This window comes from Kamptonema sp. PCC 6506, assembly GCF_000180455.1.
Lineage (GTDB): Bacteria > Cyanobacteriota > Cyanobacteriia > Cyanobacteriales > Microcoleaceae > Kamptonema > Kamptonema formosum.
This window is the reverse complement of the sequence record NZ_CACA01000225.1, coordinates 1-22,649: the sequence shown is the minus strand read 5'-3', so window position 1 is coordinate 22,649 and position 22,649 is coordinate 1. Positions and strand designations below refer to the sequence as shown.

At 41.9% G+C, this 22,649-nt stretch carries 26 protein-coding genes and 1 tRNA gene; 10 read left to right on the top strand and 17 right to left on the bottom strand.

Going from position 1 to position 22,649, the window contains the following annotated elements; translation table 11 throughout:
• The first annotated feature begins 98 nt into the window (after nt 1-98).
• Nucleotides 99-1,478, top strand: a complete 1,380-nt coding sequence (gene opcA / locus OSCI_RS11825; RefSeq protein ID WP_007355185.1) for a glucose-6-phosphate dehydrogenase assembly protein OpcA — start codon at nt 99-101, stop codon at nt 1,476-1,478.
• A 420-nt stretch (nt 1,479-1,898) separates the two neighbouring features.
• Here opcA and OSCI_RS11820 read toward each other — a convergent pair whose 3' ends face one another.
• From OSCI_RS11820 to OSCI_RS11785, 8 genes are all read right to left on the bottom strand, one after another.
• Nucleotides 1,899-2,087, bottom strand: coding sequence for a CsbD family protein (locus OSCI_RS11820; protein WP_007355184.1), 189 nt, complete (start codon nt 2,085-2,087; stop codon nt 1,899-1,901).
• A 90-nt stretch (nt 2,088-2,177) separates the two neighbouring features.
• Nucleotides 2,178-2,414 (bottom strand): DUF167 domain-containing protein, encoded by a 237-nt coding sequence (locus tag OSCI_RS11815; protein WP_007355183.1) that lies wholly within the window; start codon nt 2,412-2,414, stop codon nt 2,178-2,180.
• 1 nt (nt 2,415) lies between these two features.
• Entirely contained in the window at nt 2,416-2,853 is a 438-nt protein-coding gene (locus tag OSCI_RS11810; RefSeq protein ID WP_007355182.1) for a hypothetical protein, read from the bottom strand.
• 227 nt (nt 2,854-3,080) lie between these two features.
• Nucleotides 3,081-3,680, bottom strand: a complete 600-nt coding sequence (locus OSCI_RS11805) for a DJ-1/PfpI family protein (protein ID WP_007355181.1) — start codon at nt 3,678-3,680, stop codon at nt 3,081-3,083.
• Between the two features lie 76 nt (nt 3,681-3,756).
• Complete coding sequence (locus OSCI_RS11800) at nt 3,757-4,182, bottom strand: hypothetical protein (protein ID WP_007355180.1); 426 nt, start codon at nt 4,180-4,182, stop codon at nt 3,757-3,759.
• Nucleotides 4,175-4,387, bottom strand: coding sequence for a hypothetical protein (locus OSCI_RS11795; protein WP_007355179.1), 213 nt, complete (start codon nt 4,385-4,387; stop codon nt 4,175-4,177). Before OSCI_RS11795 ends, OSCI_RS11800 begins: the two co-directional genes overlap by 8 nt.
• A 4-nt stretch (nt 4,388-4,391) precedes the next feature.
• Nucleotides 4,392-5,066, bottom strand: coding sequence for a hypothetical protein (locus OSCI_RS11790; protein ID WP_007355178.1), 675 nt, complete (start codon nt 5,064-5,066; stop codon nt 4,392-4,394).
• A gap of 109 nt (nt 5,067-5,175) precedes the next feature.
• The gene (locus tag OSCI_RS11785; protein WP_007355177.1) at nt 5,176-5,505 is read right to left on the bottom strand and encodes a DUF433 domain-containing protein; all 330 of its coding nucleotides are present in this window, start codon (nt 5,503-5,505) and stop codon (nt 5,176-5,178) included.
• A 159-nt stretch (nt 5,506-5,664) separates the two neighbouring features.
• Between OSCI_RS11785 and OSCI_RS11780 the strand changes: the two genes are divergently transcribed.
• Nucleotides 5,665-7,587 carry an ABC-F family ATP-binding cassette domain-containing protein gene (locus OSCI_RS11780; RefSeq protein WP_007355176.1) on the top strand — a complete coding sequence of 641 codons (1,923 nt, stop codon included), beginning with the start codon at nt 5,665-5,667 and terminating at the stop codon, nt 7,585-7,587.
• 287 nt (nt 7,588-7,874) lie between these two features.
• Here the strand turns inward: OSCI_RS11780 and petN are convergent, their stop codons facing one another.
• Nucleotides 7,875-7,964, bottom strand: a complete 90-nt coding sequence (gene petN, locus OSCI_RS28440) for a cytochrome b6-f complex subunit PetN (RefSeq protein WP_071592453.1) — start codon at nt 7,962-7,964, stop codon at nt 7,875-7,877.
• A gap of 81 nt (nt 7,965-8,045) precedes the next feature.
• Here petN and OSCI_RS11775 point away from each other — a divergent pair, with 81 nt between their 5' ends.
• Complete coding sequence (locus OSCI_RS11775; RefSeq protein WP_007355175.1) at nt 8,046-8,522, top strand: hypothetical protein; 477 nt, start codon at nt 8,046-8,048, stop codon at nt 8,520-8,522.
• On the opposite strand, the gene OSCI_RS11770 is transcribed toward OSCI_RS11775, so the two are convergent.
• The 4 genes from OSCI_RS11770 to OSCI_RS11755 form a co-directional block, all read right to left on the bottom strand.
• Nucleotides 8,509-9,183 (bottom strand): SDR family oxidoreductase, encoded by a 675-nt coding sequence (locus OSCI_RS11770; RefSeq protein ID WP_007355174.1) that lies wholly within the window; start codon nt 9,181-9,183, stop codon nt 8,509-8,511. The genes OSCI_RS11775 and OSCI_RS11770 overlap by 14 nt on opposite strands.
• Nucleotides 9,184-9,408: 225 nt before the next feature.
• On the bottom strand, nt 9,409-10,020 hold the full coding sequence (locus OSCI_RS11765; protein WP_007355173.1) for a class I SAM-dependent methyltransferase: 612 nt from the start codon (nt 10,018-10,020) through the stop codon (nt 9,409-9,411).
• Nucleotides 10,021-10,033: 13 nt separating this feature from the next.
• On the bottom strand, nt 10,034-11,446 hold the full coding sequence (locus tag OSCI_RS11760; protein ID WP_007355172.1) for an adenylate/guanylate cyclase domain-containing protein: 1,413 nt from the start codon (nt 11,444-11,446) through the stop codon (nt 10,034-10,036).
• A gap of 9 nt (nt 11,447-11,455) precedes the next feature.
• Complete coding sequence (locus OSCI_RS11755) at nt 11,456-12,925, bottom strand: adenylate/guanylate cyclase domain-containing protein (RefSeq protein WP_007355171.1); 1,470 nt, start codon at nt 12,923-12,925, stop codon at nt 11,456-11,458.
• Nucleotides 12,926-13,090: 165 nt separating this feature from the next.
• Between OSCI_RS11755 and OSCI_RS11750 the strand changes: the two genes are divergently transcribed.
• Both OSCI_RS11750 and OSCI_RS30680 read left to right on the top strand, forming a co-directional pair.
• Entirely contained in the window at nt 13,091-13,858 is a 768-nt protein-coding gene (locus OSCI_RS11750) for a class I SAM-dependent methyltransferase (protein WP_019487024.1), read from the top strand.
• A gap of 182 nt (nt 13,859-14,040) precedes the next feature.
• Nucleotides 14,041-14,211, top strand: a complete 171-nt coding sequence (locus tag OSCI_RS30680) for a hypothetical protein (RefSeq protein WP_007355169.1) — start codon at nt 14,041-14,043, stop codon at nt 14,209-14,211.
• A gap of 78 nt (nt 14,212-14,289) precedes the next feature.
• Here OSCI_RS30680 and OSCI_RS11745 read toward each other — a convergent pair whose 3' ends face one another.
• Nucleotides 14,290-15,216: a cobalamin-binding protein gene (locus OSCI_RS11745; protein ID WP_007355168.1), complete on the bottom strand. Its 927-nt coding sequence runs from the start codon at nt 15,214-15,216 to the stop codon at nt 14,290-14,292.
• 86 nt (nt 15,217-15,302) lie between these two features.
• Nucleotides 15,303-18,032: a glycosyltransferase family 39 protein gene (locus OSCI_RS11740; RefSeq protein ID WP_007355167.1), complete on the bottom strand. Its 2,730-nt coding sequence runs from the start codon at nt 18,030-18,032 to the stop codon at nt 15,303-15,305.
• A gap of 128 nt (nt 18,033-18,160) precedes the next feature.
• Here OSCI_RS11740 and OSCI_RS11735 point away from each other — a divergent pair.
• The 3 genes from OSCI_RS11735 to OSCI_RS11725 all read left to right on the top strand — a co-directional run bounded on the left by OSCI_RS11735 (nt 18,161) and on the right by OSCI_RS11725 (nt 19,388).
• A tRNA-Phe gene (locus OSCI_RS11735) sits at nt 18,161-18,233 on the top strand.
• A gap of 222 nt (nt 18,234-18,455) precedes the next feature.
• Complete coding sequence (locus OSCI_RS11730) at nt 18,456-18,941, top strand: GNAT family N-acetyltransferase (protein WP_007355166.1); 486 nt, start codon at nt 18,456-18,458, stop codon at nt 18,939-18,941.
• Nucleotides 18,942-19,181: 240 nt separating this feature from the next.
• Nucleotides 19,182-19,388 (top strand): hypothetical protein, encoded by a 207-nt coding sequence (locus OSCI_RS11725; RefSeq protein ID WP_007355165.1) that lies wholly within the window; start codon nt 19,182-19,184, stop codon nt 19,386-19,388.
• Between the two features lie 167 nt (nt 19,389-19,555).
• On the opposite strand, the gene OSCI_RS11720 is transcribed toward OSCI_RS11725, so the two are convergent.
• Nucleotides 19,556-20,464 carry a cation diffusion facilitator family transporter gene (locus OSCI_RS11720; RefSeq protein WP_007355164.1) on the bottom strand — a complete coding sequence of 303 codons (909 nt, stop codon included), beginning with the start codon at nt 20,462-20,464 and terminating at the stop codon, nt 19,556-19,558.
• Between the two features lie 240 nt (nt 20,465-20,704).
• On the opposite strand from OSCI_RS11720, the gene OSCI_RS11715 reads away from it, so the two are divergent.
• Complete coding sequence (locus OSCI_RS11715; protein ID WP_007355163.1) at nt 20,705-21,055, top strand: hypothetical protein; 351 nt, start codon at nt 20,705-20,707, stop codon at nt 21,053-21,055.
• Between the two features lie 102 nt (nt 21,056-21,157).
• Here the strand turns inward: OSCI_RS11715 and queC are convergent, their stop codons facing one another.
• Nucleotides 21,158-21,853, bottom strand: a complete 696-nt coding sequence (gene queC / locus OSCI_RS11710; RefSeq protein WP_007355162.1) for a 7-cyano-7-deazaguanine synthase QueC — start codon at nt 21,851-21,853, stop codon at nt 21,158-21,160.
• A 268-nt stretch (nt 21,854-22,121) separates the two neighbouring features.
• Here queC and OSCI_RS11705 point away from each other — a divergent pair, with 268 nt between their 5' ends.
• Nucleotides 22,122-22,625, top strand: a complete 504-nt coding sequence (locus tag OSCI_RS11705; protein WP_007355161.1) for a DUF4149 domain-containing protein — start codon at nt 22,122-22,124, stop codon at nt 22,623-22,625.
• Nucleotides 22,626-22,649 lie beyond the last annotated feature (24 nt).

The window sequence follows — 22,649 nt, the reverse complement described above, 5'->3', positions numbered from 1 at the left end:
GGAAAGAAGGAAGAAGTTAGTTGTTAACAGTTAACAACTAACAACCAACGACTAACAACTAACAACTAACCACTAACCACTAACAAGGAAGAAAACCTATGACAATGACACCGATTAAGGCTCCTCCAATTGTTTCACTGCAAGCGCCTAAAGATGTTTCTATCGATCAGATAGAGGCAGAACTCAGCCAGATTTGGGAAAGCTACAGAGAAACTGGAGATAATGGGGATTTTCCGGTTGCTACTAGGGCAACAACCTTTACTTTTGTGGTTTATGAACCCGAAGAAACTCAGCAGTTATTAGCTGCTTTGGGATTTTACTTAGGCCCGATTGACGGCATTAGTGGCCCCTTAACTGCGGCGGGAGTGAGGGCGGCGCAAAAGGCTTATGGAATGCCGAGAACTGGTAAAACTAATGCAGAATTGCTGGAGAGACTGCGGGAAGATTTTACTAAGAAAAGCTTGAATGGCGGTCTTGAAGATGGGTCTGTGGCTGCTAGTAGTAGCTTAAATGCTAGCGGGACAGGTATAGCAGATGCGATCGCATCTGCTAATCCCTGTCGGATTATTGCCTTGTGTCCGACTGCGGGGGAAGATCGGGGCGTAACTGCTCAAGTTTCGGCTTACTGTCCCGTTCACAAGCGCAGTAGCAGTACGTTAATCTGCTGCGAATATATTACGCTCCGGGGAGCTGAGGCGGCTTTAGAACGGGTAAGCGGCATTGTTTCGGCTCTGATGATTGAGGATTTGCCGAAGTTTCTCTGGTGGAAGGCGACACCCGATGCGGATCTTGCTTTGTTCCAGCGGCTAGCTGCTGCTAGCAGTTCGGTGATTGTAGATTCTAGTTGCTTTGCTCAACCGGAAACAGAATTACTGGAAATGCAAAACCTCAAAGACCAGGGGATTCCCATTGCTGACCTCAATTGGCGTAGGCTGGCTCCGTGGCAGGAGTTGACTGCTGAGGCTTATGACCCACCGGAACGCCGTGCGGCAATTGGGGAAATTGACCGGGTGACGATTGATTATGAAAAGGGAAATTCTAGTCAAGCGCTAATGTTTTTGGGCTGGTTGGCTTCTCGCTTGCAGTGGCATCCGCTTTCTTCTCAACAGGAGGATGGCGACTACCAAATTAAGCGGGTTCAATTCGCAGGCCCCCAAGGTCGGCAGATAGAGGCGGAATTGGCTGCTATTCCTACTGCTGATACGGGTGACGTTCAGGGTGATTTAATTGCTCTGCGTTTGAATTCTACGAATGAGAAGGCTGACTGCGGTACGGTGCTTTGCTCGGAAACGGGGGGCTGTATGCGGATGGAGTCTCACGGTGGAGCTCAAACTGGCCGGATTAATCAGGTCACGCCATTATTTGACCAGCAGACGGAGCAGTTACTTTCTCAGCATTTACAGCGCTGGGGCCGGGATATGCTTTATGAGGAAAGTTTGGCGGTTACGGCTCAGATTCTCAAGTTGGTTAACGGTTAACGGTTAACTGTTAACTGTGAATTTCGATTAGGATGTTCAGGACTTACGCACCCAATCCAAAGAAACCGGGTTTTTTGACGAAAATACTTCGCCCTCACCCAAAGATTCTCTCAAAAACCCGGTTTCTGGAACCCTGAGCGTAAGTCCTAATGTTGTTAATTTAAGCCCGAATAAAAAAAGTCCAGCAAACTCTTGTGTTTGCTGGATTGAGTAGGCAGGAAACTTGGGGGATAAGAGTCTAGAACAGTTGTCAAGTAAGATTCTTATCTAGTAAGAAAATCAATTGCAGCTAGTGATGAAAAAGCAATTGTGCAGTGATTTTATTGCGGATATCCTCACCTGTTACTGCAACTACTTCGTTCTGACTATCTCTACTAGATAAAACATTTCTAGCAACTATTGATTACTTTAATCAAAGCTCTAGGCTCTATCAACAATTTCTTTGGCTTTATCTTTAAGGTCTTCTTTCAGGTGTATTACTGCTGCTTCATCCTGCTTGGCTTGACCTTCTAATTTATCTCTTTGGCTTCCCGTAACATCGCTAACGGCTTCCTGTATTTTGCCTTCGATATTTTTGGCAATTGCCTCAGCTCTATTTTCAATACTCATGACGGGTACCTTATACTTTCTATAACCTATCGTAAGAGTTAACAAACTTTGTTATCCTCCCCCTTTAGATAGATATGCTCCGATTGGCGACTATTCCGAAAGGGCAAGAGGTAGTTCGACAAGTTTGTTTTTAGATGACAAACCTGATTTGATGGTGATTTGAGATTTGGGTATGCCAAATTTTTTCGCCAGTAATTTGATTAATTCTTCATTGGCTTTGCCATCAATGGGAGGAGATTTCAGAGATATCTTGAAACTCCCGTCAGGTTCTTGCTGAATGTTTTGTTGTTTAGAGTTAGGTTTAACTTTGATTGTTAAGATTGCCATGTTATGCTGCACGGGTAATTGAATGGTCAAACATGGCTTGAGCTGCGGCTAAGTCGTAGGGAAATGGGGGTTTCATGGGGCGATAATCGCGCTCGTCTGCTTTTCCGTGACGTAAAACTGCGTTTACAAGTAAACAGGGTTCGCTGGTAAAGCTTAAGGCTCCGTGAGGAACTCCGGGGGGAATTGTGACAAGTGCGGGGATGCGATCGCTCAAAGGAATGTAGCGATATTTCCGGTTCTGTAATACGACTAACACAAAGTTACCGCGCACGACAAGGAGTTGGTCAGTTTGGAAGTGGTGAACGAATAAATCGTCGCGTGCATGGGGGGGAATTTGGACTAACATCGTTTCGTGGCTGGATTGGGGTGTGTAAAACTCAGCCATTCCCGATTTGATTGATTCTAAAACTCGGATTTCAACCTGCTTGATCAGACTCATGCGAAGTTCTCCTGAGATTAGATGAGTGGTTCTATGCCTATATTATAATTTAAAGATTTTTAAATTATTGTTAGCTCTATCACAATCTAGAGACAATTCATGGTATAGCAAGCGTGAGAATTTGGCAGCGAAACCGCCTGGGTTTGATAATCCAGGCGGAGTGGTGAACTTTTAACATCGCAGTAGGAATAGCGATGGTTGCAGAGGCTACGCCAAGCTATTTAAACTCAGGCGGCTACCATTTCCGGGTGTTCTATCCGAGTTCCTAAAACCTTGAGAAATTCAGCCAACCAGCTAGGATGGGCGGGCCAGGCGGGGGCGGTGACGAGATTGCCATCGACTACGGCATCGGTGACGGGAACTTCGGTATATTTGCCTCCGGCCCGGAGGACATCGGGGCTGCAAGCGGGGTAAGCTGTGCAGCGTTTGCCTTCGAGAACGCCGGCGGCGGCTAAGACTTGTAATCCGTGACAGATGGATGCGATCGGCTTGTTATTATTAGCAAAGTAGCGGGTAATTTGCAGCACTTTATCATTAAGGCGGATATATTCGGGGGCGCGACCTCCGGGTATAATTAAAGCATCGTAGTCAGAGGCATTGATGTCATCAAAATTGGCGTTTAATGTGAAGTTGTGACCGGGTTTTTCGCTATAAGTTTGGTCGCCTTCAAAGTCGTGGATGGCGGTGCGAATAGTTTGACCTGCACTTTTGCCGGGGCAAACTGCATGGACTGCGTGGCCGACCATTTGTAGTGCTTGGAATGGAACCATAACTTCGTAGTCTTCTACGTAGTCGCCGACTAGCATTAAGATTTTCTTTGCGGCCATGTTGATGACTCCTGATGATTTTAAGGGGATGGGGCAATTTTATAATAAAAAGAGCGATCGCTCTTTTTACAAGAATTTATTCTGCTGTATTTTTGGGGCTAATCTCGAAAGAAAGTCGCGATCTGTATAAGCAAATATCAAACTCCATAAAGAAGTTTACCTGTCCCAAGATTAGGGGGACATTAGTTGCCTGAGTCCAAGCAAATACCAGTTTTACGGGAGCAAAATTAGCAGATTTTGCTGATAAGACGAGTACGCGAGCTTCAAACAGAGCTAGGTTTCCTGTTAATTGTAATGAGGTTGTTAACTCTTCCCAAATAGCCCCAAGATCAAGCCCTAATTGGTAGGGTAACACATTAACAGTTGCTCCAGTATCGAGTAAACCCGTAGTGGTGATTGCTTGATTTTTATAGGTAAGAGTAATTGGGAGATAGGGTCTAAATCCCGCTTCTCCAAGTGAAGTATCAAAGCTAGTGAATGGGTAGGTTTGGGTGTTAGGCATGGTTGCTATTTTCTGTGGCCAGCACTTTTAGCATAATATTTGCTGCCTCAAAAGCATCGTAGGGTGAAGACACAGGATAGGACATTCCCTGTCTGAGTAAGTCGGATTCTTCTTGTGCTAATTCTGATACTAGACATTGTACAATGTGTAATTTTTCAGCACGGTTTAGTTTACTTAATAAGGGTAGTAGTTCGCTGATGGTCATAAGTTTAATCCTTTTCCTGTGGCAAAGACATAAATTGCATTGTTGCCATAACTGGATCTAAATTTGAAGATTCTTGAGAGTATACCTCATTCAGTTTTGATAAAATCTCCTCATTACTTTCCAGGCTGGGTTTTCCAACAGTTCCCCAAATATTGTAACATTCAATTCGTCTTTGAAAATTCTGATATTTACCAATACAAGTATTCAAAGGATCTAAGATGTTTTTACGTAGCCCTCGACCAATTGAATATTTTCGCTCTTTATGCTGAAACTTGGCGGTAATATCTACAAAATCAGTAATTGCTTCATAAACTATTTTGAGTTCATATAAAGATTCTGCCTTCGTAATTTTCACCGCCATAGTACGCAACTCACTACAAATAATCTTCGCTTCTTCTTGAGATAGCCGATGATCTCGATAGTAGTATCCTAAAATTTCCGCCATATATTGAGCGTGTTTTGCTGTATCTTGTATTCTATTTTGTGCTTCATCTATGGGAACCAAGAATTTATCTAGCAACATTTCATAAACGTACCGATCTCGCAAATTTGAATTAGAGATCATTTCTAACTCTTTCATTTTTTGCTCATGCTTATATTGTTGTTTACGAGCTGACTTTTCAACCATGCGATCGAATATACCCAAAGCTAATCCTACTGCTTGAAATGCGCTGTCCATAAGTAAGTTTCTCAATAATTACTGACAAAATTATGCTAGCATAATTCTCCGCTGATTTCAACTAATTATTGAAGTTTTCGTCAGCCAAGAATTTCAACATATTAGGTTACTAACTTATATTGCGTCTTGCTAATAAGCGCTCGCGTACTCCAATAGGGTTAAAACGCTTTTCTGCTTCCTGTCTAATTTCCGCAGCACGTTGTTGACGCATTAGAAGATAGGCATCAACTTCTGTTTGATGTCGTAAGTAATAGCCAATTACAGAATAAATATCGGACAATTGAAGTGATGGGTATTGATCCTTAATTTCTTCTGCTGAAGCTCCTTCAAGAAAAGCTGCGATCGCCGTATCTAAGGTGACGCGAGTTTTGCTAATGCGGACAGCACCATTTTCGTCAGTTATAAGGGGAATTGGCTCGGCAGTGGGAACAAGTAACATAATTGTTTCGGTATTAATTTAGATTAAAATTCTAGTATCAAGAACCATTATCACTCTAAATTACCGCAAAAAGTCTTGATATGTCAAGTCTCACTCCCTAGTCGCACTCTCGCAACCAAAATAGCGTTAAACTAGACAACAGATAGATTCCCTGGACTTATGACACTCTTTACGCTCCGCTCGCTCAACAAAGACTTTGGCATCAAAGAAATCTTAAAAGATGCCTCCTTTAGCCTAGATGAAGGCGATAAAGTCGGCCTGATTGGCACAAACGGCTCAGGTAAATCCACATTGCTCAAAATGATAGCTGGATTAGAACCCATTGATAGCGGCGAAGTCTGGGTTAATTCCGGTGCAAAAATAGCTTACTTACCTCAACAGCCAGATTTAGATGAAAATCATACTGTATTAGAACAAATCTTTGCCGACAGTGGCGAAAAAATGGCTGCTGTCCGCGAATATGAGGAAATTTCTGATAAATTAACTCATGGACATGGGGATACAGAAAAACTTATGGCGCGGCTTTCCATCGTTTTTCAACGTATGGAAGAACTCGGCGCTTTAGAACTAGAAACTAATGCTAAACTCATTCTGAGTAAATTAGGAATTGATGATTTTGAAGCCAAAATTAGCGACCTGTCTGGCGGCTATCGCAAGCGAATTGCCCTCGCAACGGCTTTGTTGTCAGAACCCGATGTATTACTAATGGATGAACCTACTAATCACCTCGATGCACTCTCTGTTGAGTGGTTGCAAAACTATTTAAATCGTTACCGAGGTGCATTATTACTGATCACCCACGATCGCTACTTTTTGGATCGCGTAACTAATCGGATTTTAGAAATAGATCGCGGAGATCTTTATGCTTACTCTGGTAACTATGCTTACTACTTAGAAAAAAAAGCTGCCGCTGAAGAATCAGCAAGTAGTACGCAGCGTAAGTATAAAGGCGTATTACGGCGAGAATTGGAATGGTTAAAAAAAGGGCCGAAAGCTCGAAGTACCAAGCAAAAAGCCCGGATAGATCGCATTCGGGAAATGCAAGAACAGGAGTTCAAAAAAGCTCAGGGAAAGGTTGATATTTCTACTGCTGGTCGTCGCATTGGTAAGAAAGTTGTTGAGCTTACAAATATCTGTAAAGGCTACAACGATCGCACCTTAATTAAAGACTTTACCTACAATTTTACTCCAGAAGATCGCATCGGCATTATTGGTAGTAATGGTGCTGGAAAATCTACTCTGATGGACATTATTACCGGACGGGTAAAGCCAGATTCGGGTAAGGTAGAAATTGGTTCTACTATCCATATTGGGTATTTCGATCAGCACTCAGACGATCTACTGATGAATGAAGATCAACGAGTAATTGAATATCTGAAAAGTGTAGCAGAATTAGTGACAACCGCAGATGGTAGTATTATTACTGCTTCGCAAATGTTAGAGCGATTTTTGTTTGAACCTAATCAACAATATGCGCCGATTCATAAACTATCTGGCGGTGAAAGGCGGCGGTTATTTTTGTTACGGGTGTTGATGAGTGCGCCGAATTTGTTAATTTTAGATGAACCAACAAATGATTTAGATGTGCAAACTTTGGCGGTACTAGAAGACTATCTCGAAGATTTTAATGGTTGTGTAATTGTAGTATCCCACGATCGCTATTTTCTTGACCGCACAATTGATATGGTTTTCGCTTTTGAACCGGGGGGGACTCTGCGCTTATATCCCGGCAATTATTCAATCTATTTAGATTATAAAAAGCAGGAGGAAGAAACTGAAGCTAAACTTTTAGCATCTCAAGTTAAGGACTCAAAGCAGAAATCAGGAACAGCGGTTTCTGCATCTATAACAACGGCTAAAACTGGCAAGCTTTCCTTTAAAGAAAAGCGTGAATATGAGAAACTAGAGATTGAAATTCCCCAAATGGAAGCGGAAAAAGCAGAAATTGAAAAGGTACTTTATCAAAATCCTCCTGGTGGTTTCACTGAGGTACAAAAACTTTCCGATCGTTTAGCCGAATTAACCCACGCGATTGAGATTGGTACTGAACGTTGGTTAGAATTAGCGGAACGGGTAAATTAGGGTTGTTTTATAATTGCTAATTGCTAATTGGGGTACACTTTGCGTAACGCCGCCATCTTGGCGGTAAAGTCACCGCCAAGATGGCGGCGTTACGGATATTTTTAAGTAAAATTATGGAATAATAAAACAGAAGACAAGCAAAATGCTTGCCTCATCAAGTAATACCAAATCCGATGATAAAACTATCTTTTCTTGGCGATGGGAAATCGCATCTTGACAAACAAAGTCCGCTAATGCGGACTCAAAAAAAGGAAAGCAATAAAACCGGATTTGGTATAATTTGCAATCTAGAAACCGTTGCGTCCCCAAACTACCATCGAAATCGAGAACGTGAATACAACGGTAAGTCCAACCCAACCTAGTGAAAGAATATCCATAGCAGTGCTTTAAAAAAGGTACAAAATGACTTCAATTCTAGATTATATTTCACTTTGAGCCATCTACAGCATTAGCCCATTGTGAATGATTCCTCAAACTTTAGCACCGCAGAACGGTTAGAATCTCTGAAAGCAGGTACTCTAGCGGCGTTGTCGCTACTGTTAGCCTTTGTCCTTGTGGCGATCGCGAACAATATCATACTACCAAACTGGGAAGCCCTAACGAGACTGCAAACCACAGCGATTGACTTAAACTTAGTAGTAAGATGTGCGATCGCCTCTATTTCCGGTTTTCTCTTCGGTGTCACCTACCGCTACGCCATCCGCCGCGACACTAACCCGCAACTCAAAGCTGGTGTAGTATTAGCCTTCGGACTGGTGCGGGGATTAGCCCAGGTAGATGTAGAATTATCGGGTCATACTAGCATCTTACTTGCCAAAAATATCGGGTTTTATGCTGCGCTGGCGTTGGAAAGTATGCTGATGTTTGCGATCGCTGCCATTGTTCTAGATTTTACCATCCAACGCCATTGGATCGAACCCTTCAACTCAAACTAAACTCATCAATAGTTTGATTGACAAAAAGCTGATTCCGATCTACTGCTGAGAATACCTTATTATTGGTGCGATCGCTAACAACACACTGACCAACTAATTGTGCCACATCTGCACGGTGGATCATCCCAGAAATTTGATAATCCTCAGTCAAAACCCCATTACCCGTAGCAGGTTCAGACTTCAATCCCCCTGGACGAATAATAGTATAAATCAATCCACTTGCAATCAGATGCTTTTCTGCCTTTTCTTTCTCCACCAAAACAGGCCCTAAAGTTTCCAAAGCTTGAGGCGATAAAGCTACCACACTATTGCCACTACCAATAGAAGAAACTAAAATAAACTTTTGCACTCCCGCTTTTACCGCCGCATCAATTAAATTCTTATTACCCAAATAATCCGCCCTTTCCCCATCTTTTGGCAAACCACCAATCGTACTAATTACAGTAGAAATAGACTCGCCGTTACTCATCGCTGCTTCGACAGCGACAGCATCTAAAGCATCGCCAATTGCTACTTTAATACCCATCGCCTCTAATTCATTGCGACTATCAGATGAACGCAAAATTGCTTTCACATTTATCTGTTTCGAGGTCAGATATTTAGCAATTTCTCGCCCAACTCCTCGACTCGCACCCGCTAAAAAAACGTAAGATTTAGACACGATCGTTAATCCTTTTAATCTTCAAACTTAAGACATTCTGCCACAATTAGAGTATCAAAGTCAAACCATCAAACGATATAGAAATCCTAAATGAATCGTAAATTTTTTACCCCACCCCAACCCTCCCCTTGCTAAGGGGAGGGAGTAAGAAATTCACAAATGATTTAGGATTGCTATAGATAACTAAAGCCTTCCTCCTTCTTCCTTCTTCCTTCTTCCTTCTTCCTATCTTTTCCTAGCCACTATCACCACCCAAGACTGATCTGCACAAGGCAAACCAGGGGGACGATAATAATGCTTAATAATATCAAATTCTGCTTGCTCTAAACAGGGAGCCAAAGTTTCATATTCCCACGCTACAGTATAGCGCTTACCAGACGGTCGCACATCGTAACCATCCCAACTTCCCCGACACATAGACATCACAATTACACCCGCAGGAACTAAAGATTTGTGAAAATCCTTTAACACCTTTACCATGAGATTGCGAGGGACATGAATGAGAGAAGCATTAGCAAAAATACCATCAAAAGTTGCCAGAGGCAAATCAAGATTAAAAAAAGATTGTTGCCAAACTTCGCAACCAGATAACTCTTTTGCCATCTCCACAAAAGCAGGCGTAGCATCCAAACCAAATGCCATATTTCCTTGACTTTTAAACCACACTAAATCGCGTCCTGGCCCGCAGCCTACATCCAGAATTTTACCAGGATTTCGGGGCATGGCGGCCACCAAAGCATTCCGATTTTGGGATACATCATGGTTCCAAGTCCCATCGCGGAAAGATATAGCCGTTAGCTGGTACTCTGCGATAGTAACTATCTCGCGTTCTTCCACTATTCCTCCACCACTACACTTTTCTACCAGTAAGCAAATAAGTAGTCATTTCGCCCTTACCTTTCACCTGAATTATACCACGCTCTTCAAATAAATATTTATTTTGCAACAAATAATAAGTTGAAGCACTGACTTGAATTTTACCGGGAATTCCCTGGGATTCCATGCGAGAAGCAGTATTTACTGCATCTCCCCATAGATCGTAAATAAACTTTTTAGTACCAATTACACCAGCAACAACAGGGCCAGAATTAATCCCTATTCGGATATTTAGTGGTTTGCCACATTCAATGCTAAATCTTACTATTTCCTGCTGCATATCAAGAGCCATCTCAGCAATCGCTTCTGCGTGGTCTGGGTGTGGCACTGGTAGACCAGCAGCTACCATATAATTATCGCCTATCGTCTTAATTTTTTCCAAACAATACTTTTCACTCAACTCATCAAACGCTGAAAATATCTTGTTCAGCAAATCCACCAATTCTTGAGGAGAAACTCGCGATGATATTTCCGTAAATCCAACAATATCAGCAAAAAGAATCGTCACGTCTGCAAACCCATCAGCAATATTACTTTGTCCTTGCTTCAACCGTTCAGCAATCGGCTCTGGCAATATATTTAGCAATAAACGTTCTGACTTTTCTTGCTCAGAACGTAATATTTCTTCGGCTTTTTTTCGCTGATTAATTTCTTGATATACTCTATTAAACATCTGGTTAAATGCTTCCATCACCTCCCCTAGTTCATCTTTACGCTTGACGGATAAAGAGTAAAAGTCAGGTTTGCTCTCATTTTTGCTTAAGGCATCTCCCGCAGCAATTAAGTCATCTCTAAGTCTCAGTATCGGCGCAATTACTGTAATCCCTAATACAACCATTGTGCCAGAAGTAACAAAAATAGATATAATCAAAACCAAACCAGCAATTCGGAGAGTAAATGCGTATAATTCCTGTTGAACTGAGGTAGCATCGTGACGGACGATCAAGATATAGTTTCCTCCCAAATGGAGATTTGTCCAAGCAACATCATATCTAAAACCATCTCGGCTGCGCCTGCGTAAAATTTTAGCATTTTTGAGTTCTGAAAAAGAAATTTCTGGTGCTTCGCCTAATGTATCGATCGGTTCACCGTTAACCTTATAAATTGCTATTCCTGAAATTATGTTAGAATTAGTGATAATATTTTTAACTTTTGTCCGAAAAAGATCGCGATCGGACATATCTGTTTTTGTCAAGACCACTAGGGAGTTAATACTTGCATTAGAAACTTGCTCTAGTTGTAACAAAAGCTCATCTTCTCGGCGGAAATAAGAGGGAACCAGAATAATAAGTTCAATAATAATCAGGCTAACAAATACCCAGAAAGTTACTCGCAGAGACAAGCGGGCTTTGAAGGAACCTAATAGAGTTAAAATCCGAGGCTTCATAAAATTGACTCAAACCAGTACATCGCAAAGTAATCTGCCAGTCAGCAGATAAGTAACCATCTCTCCCTTCCCTTTTACATTGATATTTCCTCGCGGTTCTAACTGATATTTATGTTTCAAAAGATTGTAGGTTGATTCTGTTACTTGGATTGCCCCTGGAATTCCGTGAGATTCCATGCGGGAAGCAGTATTTACAGCATCACCCCACAGGTCATAAATGAATTTCTTAGTACCAATAACTCCCGCGATCGCAGCTCCAGTATTAATCCCAATCCGAATATTAATTTCCATATTATACTTAGCATTAAAGTGCGCCACTTCTTGCTGCATATCTAAGGCTATTTCTGCAATACTTTCAGCGTGATCGTTGCGGGGTTCGGGGAGACCGCCGACTACCATGTAAGCATCTCCAATCGTCTTAATTTTCTCCAATCCGTGCCGTCCAGTTAGCTGGTCAAATGCTGAAAAAATTTCGTTTAGCAACTTAACCAACTCTTCAGGAGATACCTGCTGGGAAAGCTTGGTAAATCCTACTATATCAGCAAATAGAATTGTTACTTCTGCAAACCCATCGGCAATGCTGCTTTGACCATTTTTCAACTTAGTCGCAATCGGTTCTGGTAAGATACTAAGCAACAAGCGGTCAGATTTTTCTTGTTCCTTAACCACCTCTTCATTAGCCTGCTGTAATTGAGCTGTGCGTTCCCTAACGCGCCTCTCTAACTCCTTGGCATCTTGACGCAATCTACGAACAGCTAAAGTTAATCCAGTTATGCCTAAAAAGGAAATTCCTGCTAATATTAAAAACAGGGTGCGAAGACCAGCACGAGTTTGGTTAGTGGGTCGATCGAGAGGTTGAGTAATCTCTAAAATCCCCCGTACATCCCCCACCTTCCAGTCAGTTTTTGGGCTCTCTGGATGAGTGTTATGACAAGTAACGCAGCTAGGCTTCATTAGGTCTGCTTCTGCATATCGAAATGATGGTTTCCCCCGAAATTCCTCAAGGCGAAAAAATTGCTCCTTCGGATGTTCTTTTAAATAATTAAGTGCCTCTCGCTCAAAATCATCTTTCGGGCCCCCTTGTTTTCGGCGTGAGGGAAAAGGATAGTCGCTATAGAGGCGGACTGACATTTCTGGATGGTTTTCACCCAACTGCTTGCCTAGTTCAATCAGGAAAGTTACGGGTACGGGAATTGCTCCTTTTTTCAAAGTATAATCGTGGGTGACGGTAATTCCCTCACGACCTGCGAGACGGCTGACGACATCAGAACTGTAAAGAGTACGGGATTCTTTAATCGCCTCAGCATAGAGGGAGGCATTTTGGAGTGCTTGGGATTTAATCAGGTTCGACGACAGACTCGACATATTCGCCATTGCTACCCCCACGCCTACTGAGAACAAAATTGTCAGACCAAGGATAATTTGCCTGTAGAACAGGGTTTTAAAGGCGTTCCAGGTTTGAGAAGTTAACTGGCGCATGATATCCCCAACTAAAAGAGTCGATCTTTCTCTTACTTTCCCAATATTTTTAGCTTTTCCGTGAAACTAGGCACAATTGTAACTCTTAACTCGGCTGTTAGCAGTGTGGCGCTCGAATTTTGCCTTCCTCAGCTAGAATACCGATAGTCTATTTTGGAAGCAATCGTGAGTTCTGATATTAATTCCCTCTCTACAGACAACTCTATATTTCCCGGAGAAGTTTTTGCGAATACTGCTGATTTTGACAAGGGAATGCGGCAACTTTTGCCTCGGTACGATGAAATGCTGGATGTGTTAGTTCGCTGTATCGCTAATACTAATCAGCGGATTTTAGAATTAGGCTGTGGTACAGGGGAACTGAGTTTAAAATTGCTTCGCTGCTACCCCTATACTCAGATAATTGCTGTAGATTACTCGCCGCGTATGCTTCGGTTTGCTAAGGCTAAAATTGAAGCAGCAGGTTTTGCAGATAGATGGGTGGGGATAGAGTTAGATTTTGGCGAGTGGGCAAATAATTATTGCGATCTCTCCTCTTACTTAAAAATGACACTTGACAATAAATTTAATGCCTGTGTTTCATCTCTGGCAATTCACCATCTCCAGGATGAGATGAAGTCTAAGTTATTCTACCGTATTCGCGAAAGTTTAATTTCTGGTGGCTGTTTTTGGAATGCTGACCCGATTCTTGCAGAATCTGCGATCGCGGCAGATATTTATCAAGCTGTGCGGGAAGATTGGGCTGTTCAACAGCTCACAACGCTAACAGAAATTCGCGCTCGGATTGGAAATAGTATCCCTCATGGTTATTCTAATCCCGATCGGTTGGCTACATTGTCGGTACATTTAGAGATGTTGATAAAAGCAGGATTCGATCCGGTGGCAGTGCCTTGGAAATATTATGGATTAGCCGTATTTGGCGGCTGGGTGAAATAAATTTTTTCCAGGTTCGTCCGGTAGGAAGATGTAATTTTTGGCGATCGCCCTAATTCTAGAAATAGAGGACTTACGCAAAATATCTTTAACACTGCCATCTTGACGGCGTTACATGAATCGTGCGTAAGTCCTAAAATAGATACGATCTCCCCATCTAACTTGCAGGTTTTAGGAAATATATCGTGCTTCCCAACAAAGACAAAACAGAGAAAAGTAAACCGCCGACTGATGAGGAAGATCGGCAGGTGACAACATCTGAATCTGAAGAAGAACTTGAGAAAAAAGCCATAGAAGAATATCAAAAACTCGGCCCAGAAGGGGATAATTCGGTGGATATTATCCAAAGGCCTTGATTCCTATGAAAATGGGAGATTGTGGAATATTGAAAGGCTAAAAACCCCAAAATTTACTTGTTTTTTAACTTTTGCTTTTTAATGTTTAATTTCTAAATGTTCCCATCCTTGGTAGCCGAAATTAAAAATTTCAGGATGCAGTATTTCTGCTAAAATTTCCAAAGAATCTACCAGTCTTGGCCCTGGACGGTTAAAGTAAGAATTACCATCAGTGATGTAAACTTTTCCAGTTTGAACAGCTTGCAAAGTTTCCCATTCTGTGTATTTAAGCATTTCCATTGCTTCTATCCGAGTGCGGTTTAAATCAAAGCCGCAAGGCATGAAAATAATCACATCTGGATTAGCCTTAACCAGAGATTCCCATTGCAACCAAGGTGAATGTTGACCTACAATCCCAAATAAAGAATTCCCTCCAGCCATTGTCACTAATTCGGGAATCCAATTACCAGCGGCCATTAATGGTTCAATCCACTCAATACAAGCCACTGTGGGAATATTGCTATTAACCTGCTGGGAAAAGGTAGAAGTAATAGCGTCAACGCGGGATTTTAATTGTTCAATTGCACTTTTTCCATCAACGCCTATGATATCAGCAACTCGCTGAATATCTGTCCAAACTTCTGCGAGTAAATTAGGCTGCAAAGAAATAATTTCAGGTTTGCTATTTACCAGCGTACTAACTGCTTGTTCTACTTCTACTAAGGAACAGGCACAAACTTCACACTGAGCTTGTGTGAGAATATGAGTAGGCTGCAATTGTTCTAGAGTTTCTATTTCTACTTTATAGACGCTGAGAGCATTTTCCAATAATTCTGTCACGCGGTTGTGAATTTCCCCGCTAGTACCTTCGGGATTAAATTTAGGTTGGGTACAAATTGGTAGCTGTTGGATTTCTGGGGGATAGTCGCATTCATGGGAACGGCCTACAATAGAACCAGTTAATCCTAATATTTGTAAAATTTCTGTTGCACTAGGAATTAAGGATACAATTCTTAAGTCGGTCATGGTAATTGGTAATTGGTAATGGCTAATGGCTGAAAAATTTTCCTCTTCTCTCCTTATTTGTTGTATTTAATATTCAAGGTTAACTTTTACACTTTTAGTTTTTTAATAGCTTGTAAATCGTGCCAAGCTTGTATTAAATTACCTTGCATCAGCGCTGCTACACCATTTAGAACTTGAATTTCTGGTTGATTCGGGTTGAGAACTAAAGCAGCTTTTAAAGCAGCTTGAGCCGCTTTAGGCTGCCAATTGTAGATATGAACAAATGCGAGATAACCATAAGCATTGGGGTTTTTAGAGTCCAACTGGGTTACTCGTTCCAAAGCTGCGATCGCCCCATCTACTTTTTGCTGTAATACTCTAGAAAATGCCACTGCATAAGCCCATTCTACATTATCGGGTTCTAGCTTCATTCTATATTCTAATGCCTGTTCTGCCTGAATGGTGTAATCCTGAATTGGATCGTACTGATTAATCCGCCCAATCTGCTCAAAAACTGGTTCTAATCCTTTTATTCCTTGGGGTAAATTAACCGCCATCATCCTTAGCTGAGTCACGAAATCTAATTCAGGTACGGTCGAATTAGCAAGGGATTTTTGAGTAGGTTTCGTAGATAATATCTCAAGATTCTTGGAATCTTTTACTCCTGATAACTGAGTCTGGGAATTGCTTGGAGAACTATTTTCTGTGCTTTTTCGCTCAATTATAATACTAGCATTTGGTACATTTATAGAATAAGCATTGCCAGTTTCTCGATTAATATAGGTAGCTTCTAGCTGATAAGTTCCAGACTCAATATTAAGAGGAGAAAACATTGCCATTCTTTCAATTACTTTAAACCCAATAGCAAATTGCTCCGGCTTTAAAAAGCCGCGATGTAACTCTCCACTGCCTATAGCGTGATCGTGTATAAACTTTGATATAGGTATTGAATAATTTGTGCTATTAGATTGTTGATTTTTCCAGGTAATCAGCACTAAACCAGACTGCAATTGTTCCCAAGGCCCTGACCATTCATAAGTAACGGGAATCGGTACTCCTGGCAGAGATCGATCGGGTACAATTACTCGTTCTAATCTGACTTGCGATCGCCGATCTGCTAAAGGCTGAATCTCGACAGGTAACAAGCGTTTATGATAAAGATTTAAGGTAGTATTGTCTGGTAATAGCCAAGTTTTCTGTAATTGGAAATCTAAGCTTTTATCAATAGTTGAAACAATTGCAACTTGAGCTTTTTTAATGCGTTTGCGAATTGAACCTTGTTCGCCAGTTTTAGTTATAAACCAAGATAGAGAGCGCACATCTTGAGGTACTTGTTCTAATTTTGTTCCTACCTGACGGCCGTAAACTTGGAAATTTTCTAGGGCCCCGAAGTAGTTTAAATTGTGCTGGTTTATCTCTGGTGTTGAGGGCAAGACTCCCAAGGTTGAGCGTAAATAAGGTGCTGTTTGAATAATTTCTGAGATTACTTCTTGGTGGGGCCATTCTTTGCCCAATTTCGCTTGATATTGAGCAGCAGGACTGAGAAACTGTGTTAGAACATTTCCTAAATTACCTCCTATTGGCCAGATGTTTAAAAACATCAGTATCATTGCTAAGCCTACTGTATAAAAACGAATTAATAGACCCCAGCGGCGCGGCCATAGTGTTAGACAGTATGCTAAGAAAATTGATAATACTGGCAAGTATGGTAAAACATAGCGAGCATCTTTATTAATATTGAGTGAACTAATTAAATAGGCTCCGCCCCAAAAAACTGCTAGCCAAGTCAGAGAATGAAATATGGGCGATTGTAAGTTGGAAATTGGAGAATTTTTTTTGATACCTTTGTGTAATTTTAAATGTCTAATTGTATAGAGGATTAATCCTACTAATGGAAAGAGTAACAGCGGCCAGGAAACTTGATCTGGTAGTTTATTCCAATAGTAAATCCAAGCATCTAAAGTATTGAGACCTGGATCTCCTTCTGCAATCGCGGAGTCTATTGTTGCTCGCTTTCCCGCTGTTAGCATCAGCAACCAATTGGTTTTTGCCCAAGGGCCAAAAATGATTGCGGAAAGTAATAAACTACCTACTAGCTGAGTTAATTTAACCCAGGCGTGTTGTCTGATTGTTGCTATCCCCAGCCAAACTAGGGGAGTAAACAGAAAGAGTACGGCGGTGTGCTTTACTAAAATAGCTAAGCCAAAAGATAGCCCAAATGCGATCGCCCACAATAAAGAAGCTGCCGATTTTAAATTAGGAATTATCCCCCGTTCCCCTGCACCCCTGCACCCCTGCACCCCTGCACCCCTTCTTCCCATCTCCCCTGTTGCTTTCCACATTGTTAGACAATAAAAGCTCAAAGTTACAGCCGCAGTTAGGGGATAGTCGAGTAAAAATTGCAGGCGAAAGCGATAAAGTGCGGGGAAAAGTAGGGATAGTACGGCGGCCCACAGACCTACTTGGTGGTTAAATAACTGGCGACCCAAACCATAAACTGAAGCGAGTAGTATCCCGCTGAAGAGTAAATGAACGAGAGTGGCGCGATCGCTCCCTAGACCAAAGAGATTGAGAAAGGGGACAGTTAAGATGTAAGTTAAGGGGGGAATTTTGGATGAGAGCAGCCAAAAATTTGTCCACCACTCGCCAGAAAGCCATTGGGGATGTTGTAACACTCGCCAGTAGTTCAAGGTACCTGTCAGGTATTCTGCCTGATCCCAAGCGGGTACGGAGCGGTCTAGGGCAAACCAGAGGCGATCGCTTGCCGCAGCTATTAGCCATATAATTGCTAGGGGAAGGAGGCTTCTGTACCCTTTGTCCTCGTGTTTTTCAGCCATTGTGATTTGAGATTTTAGACTCTTGATTGTAGATTACAGGCTGGCAGGTTCCTCCCCTCAAAATTTTTTGGAAAATTACTTGCCAAATTTAGATAGAGTCTGTTATTATAGTAAAGCGCGAAAAAAACGCCGGGATAGCTCAGTTGGTAGAGCAGAGGACTGAAAATCCTCGTGTCCCGGGTTCAAGTCCCGGTCCTGGCATCTCTAAACCTCTTACACTGTAAGAGGTTTAGTCGTTTTTATAGGTGCGCTGCACATCACAAAATTAGGCCATTTTGACGTGCAGTTGACGTGCAAGTGTCATTTTTAGGCAAAAAAGTGTCATTCCGGTACTATGTGCGTAAGCCCTAAATTACCAAGTAGCAAGTAGCAAGTAGCAATTACCAATTACCAATTACCAATTACCAATTACCATTCCTACCTATGTCTTCTGAAGTAATTTTGCGATCGGCGGTGCGGAGTGATGTACCTGTACTTTTTGATTTGATTAAGGCGTTAGCGGAATACGAAAAGTTGTCTCATCTTGTTACTGGTGATGCGGCAACATTGGAAACTCATTTATTTGGGACTCCCACTTATGCTGAGGTGATTTTAGCAGATATAGGGGGTAAAGTTGTGGGTTGGGCGCTATTTTTTCATAACTATTCTACATTTTTAACTAAGCCAGGAATCTATTTAGAAGATTTGTTTGTGTTGCCAGAATATCGAGGGCAAGGTATTGGTAAATCTTTAATTGCTTATTTGGCTAAATTGGGAGTTGAACGCGGTTGTGGACGTTTGGAGTGGAGTGTTTTGGATTGGAATGAGAATGCGATCGCATTTTACAAAGGTATTGGGGCCGATGTTTTACCGGATTGGCGAATTTGTCGGGTTACGGGAGAAAGTCTTGTGAGTTTGGCCTCACGGTAATCATCATTGGGATGATGAAACACCTAACCCCTAGCCCCCTTCCCTACAAAGGGGGAGAAAGGGAAAAACGGAGAAAGGGAGAAACAGAGAAACGGAGAAAGAAAGCAAGAAAGAAAGAAAGAAAGAAAGAAAGAAAGAAAGAAAGAAAGAAAGAAATTTTCCCTCTCCCCTCGCAGAGGAGGGGGTAGGGGGGAGTGGTCAAATGATTGTATTATTGAGTTAAACAAGAGGAAATTAATTATGACTATTTGGGTAAATGAACAAATCGATCCGTCGGGCCTTCTTTATTCTTGTATTGCTTGCGTTGATGAGATTCAAGCAAAGGAGTGTCACGAGTCTTTTGAGAAGAATTTGACGGAGTTGCAAAAAACACAAGGTTGGACTGCTAGATTGCGGACTGTTGATTCTTGGGATGAAGTGCCTGTTAATTCTTTGAAGTTGGATTGAATTCAAGGTAAATATATGGTCTGAAATTTTATTTGCGGCGTGGCTATTTGAGGCTAATTGAACGGATCATCTCGTATTGTCCGTGTTTTTCTGTTGTTTGTGGACTGTGGCATAATATTATTTAATCTTGGGTAATTCCTGTAGAAATTACCAATTACCTATTACCTTTAGTAGGTAATTTGTTCAGATTGATAAGCAGGAGGCTCTATATGAATCAAAATTCTAGCAGGGTTGAATCTTGCTTGCAAGCGCTCTTCTACTATTTCTGTAATTAAATGAGCATTCTCCACATCTTTTGCCTCAACAATCAAGTGCATTTCAATAAATATTTGACGACCGATCGCACCGCGAGAAGCGATAGAGTGACAGTTGACAACACCTGGCACTTCCATAACGATCGCCTGAATAGTCTCCGGCGGTATTGCCATTTCATCTACCAGCAAAGGTAAATTTTCTTTGAAAACTTGCCAGCCGCTTTTAAATACCAACAAGGCTACCGGAAAAGCTAAAATCACATCCAGAGATTGCAATTGAGGTAGATTCCAGACCTCGCCTTGCCACACCCCAATCAACCCGCCTATTACCATAATAGTTACCCAAACATCACTCATGGTGTGTTGAGCATCAGCTATTAAAATAGCGCTGCCATTGCGTTGACCAACTTTGCGCTCGTAGAAGGCAACAAAAATATTGATCCCTAGTACAATTAGCAACATCCACAATTCTGTGGGAGATATTTTCGCAGGTTTGCCACCAGAAACCAGTCTTTCAAATGCAGTGCTGAGAATTTCAAAGCAGGCAATTACTAGAAAAGCCGCGATCGCTAGAGCCCCTACGGAATCGAATTTTTGGTGTCCATAAGGGTGTTCGCGGTCTGGTTGCGGAGCCGCAAAATGATTCACCGTCAGTCCTAAAATATTGTTAGCACTATCGGTAACGCTATGTAAAGCATCTGCCATTAAACTGAGGGAACCTGTCAGCCAACCCACCACAGCTTTGATGGTCAATACCACCAAATTCAGCACTAGGGTGATGATTAAAACCTTGCGGACTTCAGAACGGTTGTCAGCAGCCATAACATCTCCTTAGTTTACGATTAAGTCTTATGGCTTCTAGTTTAAAGGTAACAGTACTAAAAATAGGTTAAGAGCTTTAAGGTTTAAAGACTAAAGTTCTAGTTGAGTTGGTGGTTTCTCTGGAGCTTATTGAGAATATTTTTAATTGTTAGGGATTGTGGTGCAGAATTTTGGTAGAAAACTTTTGCAAAGTTGACTATATATTCTAGCATTAAATCAGTATGTTAAATTTTTTGACCTATGTCTCTTGCTCAACTGACGCTGAATTTAATCGAGGGTTCTGTCACTTTTAGCTTCACCCCTCAAGCTGCGCGAGAATTGGAAAGTGCGATCGCCACCTTAATGCAAAGTCTGAAAGCTGCTGCTGCTAGCAAACCATCGACTGGTGCGGGTAAAGCTGCACCCCAAAAGCCTATGGAATATCGCTATACAGGAGATGTCTTTCTTGAGATTTTCTGCAATCCCAATATTTGGCCGAGTCCCTTCGCTGCCAAAGTGCTGATTACACTGCGGGACGATCGCATCCGCATTACTACAGAAGCGGAACTCACCCGCCTGATAGAGGATTTAAACCAGTATCTAGAATCGTGAGTAATCTAAGTGGGCGATCGCGCCCAACTCACTGGCCGATGAAACCCGATCGGCAATCCCGTCCAATTAACACTCCCACCCCGATCGGATGACTTTAATTTTCTATTTTTGAGTATTATAGTTCTCAACATAAGGTAGGGGATCTGTTAATCCCAATTCTTCAAAGGCGGCGACGCGCAAGCGGCAGGAATCGCAAAGGCCACAAGCAAGTTCACCACCAGCGTAACAAGACCAAGTTTTTTCCCAAGGTACGCCTAAATGATTGCCTAATTTAATTATTTCTGTCTTTTTTAGGTCAATCAATGGTGTTAAAATAGATATAGGATTGCCTTCTCTTCCCTGTTTTGTTCCTAAGCGAAATACTTCTTGCATGGCTTGGATATAATCAGGGCGGCAGTCTGGATAACCCGAATAATCTAAGGCGTTAACGCCGATGTAAATGCGATCGGCATTGAGAGTTTCCGCCCAGGCGAGGGCAAAACTTAGAAAAATTGTATTGCGAGCGGGGACGTAGGTGATCGGGATGCTCTCGGACATTTGAGCGAGGGTGCGATCGCGCGGAAAATCAATTTTATTATCCGTTAATGCCGATCCACCCCACAGGCTAAGATCGAAGGATACGACTTGATGTTTGACAACGCCTGCGGAAAGTGCGATCGCCTTCGCTGACTCCAACTCCCGCAGATGTCGCTGCTGGTAGTCGAAGGAAATAGTATAACTTTCGCACCCATCTGCTTGAGCTTGGTACAAAACTGTAGAAGAGTCCAATCCTCCCGACAATAAAACTACTGCTTTCACTGCGAGCAACCTCAATCAAATAAGTTTCTATAGTATTGTAAAAATTAAAACGTCAATCACCTAGAAATTAGCTTTAAGTTTTTTCTAATTGAAACAATCTCCTACCTCAAATCCTTCAACTTCCCCTCTTTCTTAAGATATTTTAAAGAATTATGGGAAGATTGTGCATAAAACTTAGCACTTATTGTAAAAATACTTCATGTTTCCTAAGAAAGATTTTCGTTAAGCTATAAAGTGAGACAAAAAGAGGCTTGGAGGCTCAACTCGCATGACAGCTATTTATTCAAGAGTTGAATTAAGTAAACCGCGCTGGCAAACAATTGTTATTTTTACATTAGCTTTTTGGCTCAGCGGCAGCTTAATTTTGGATTTGGTAATTATGCCTAGTCTGTACGTTTCTGGTACGATCAATTCCTCTGGGTTTGCCACAGCAGGGAATATGATGTTTTGGGCATTTAACCGCGTTGAGTTGCTTTGTGCAGCTTTGGGGATGACAGGTATTATGGTTTTGAGCAATTCGTCAACTGACTTCGGCAAAGGGAGTCGCACTGCAATTTTATTATCTTTTGTTCTTCTGGCGATCGCATTGCTCGATACTTACGCTTTGACTCCTCAGATGACTGCTTTAGGAGCCCATCTGAATTTGTTTGAACCTGTTGTAGAGGTTCCTTCGCAAATGAATCTGCTGCACCAAAGTTATTTTGGGTTGGAAGCAGTTAAGTTAGCCGCTGGTGCTATGCTGCTTAGCTGGTGCTATCGGCATCATGCTTAAATTGGTTAGAAGGGACTAGGGGCT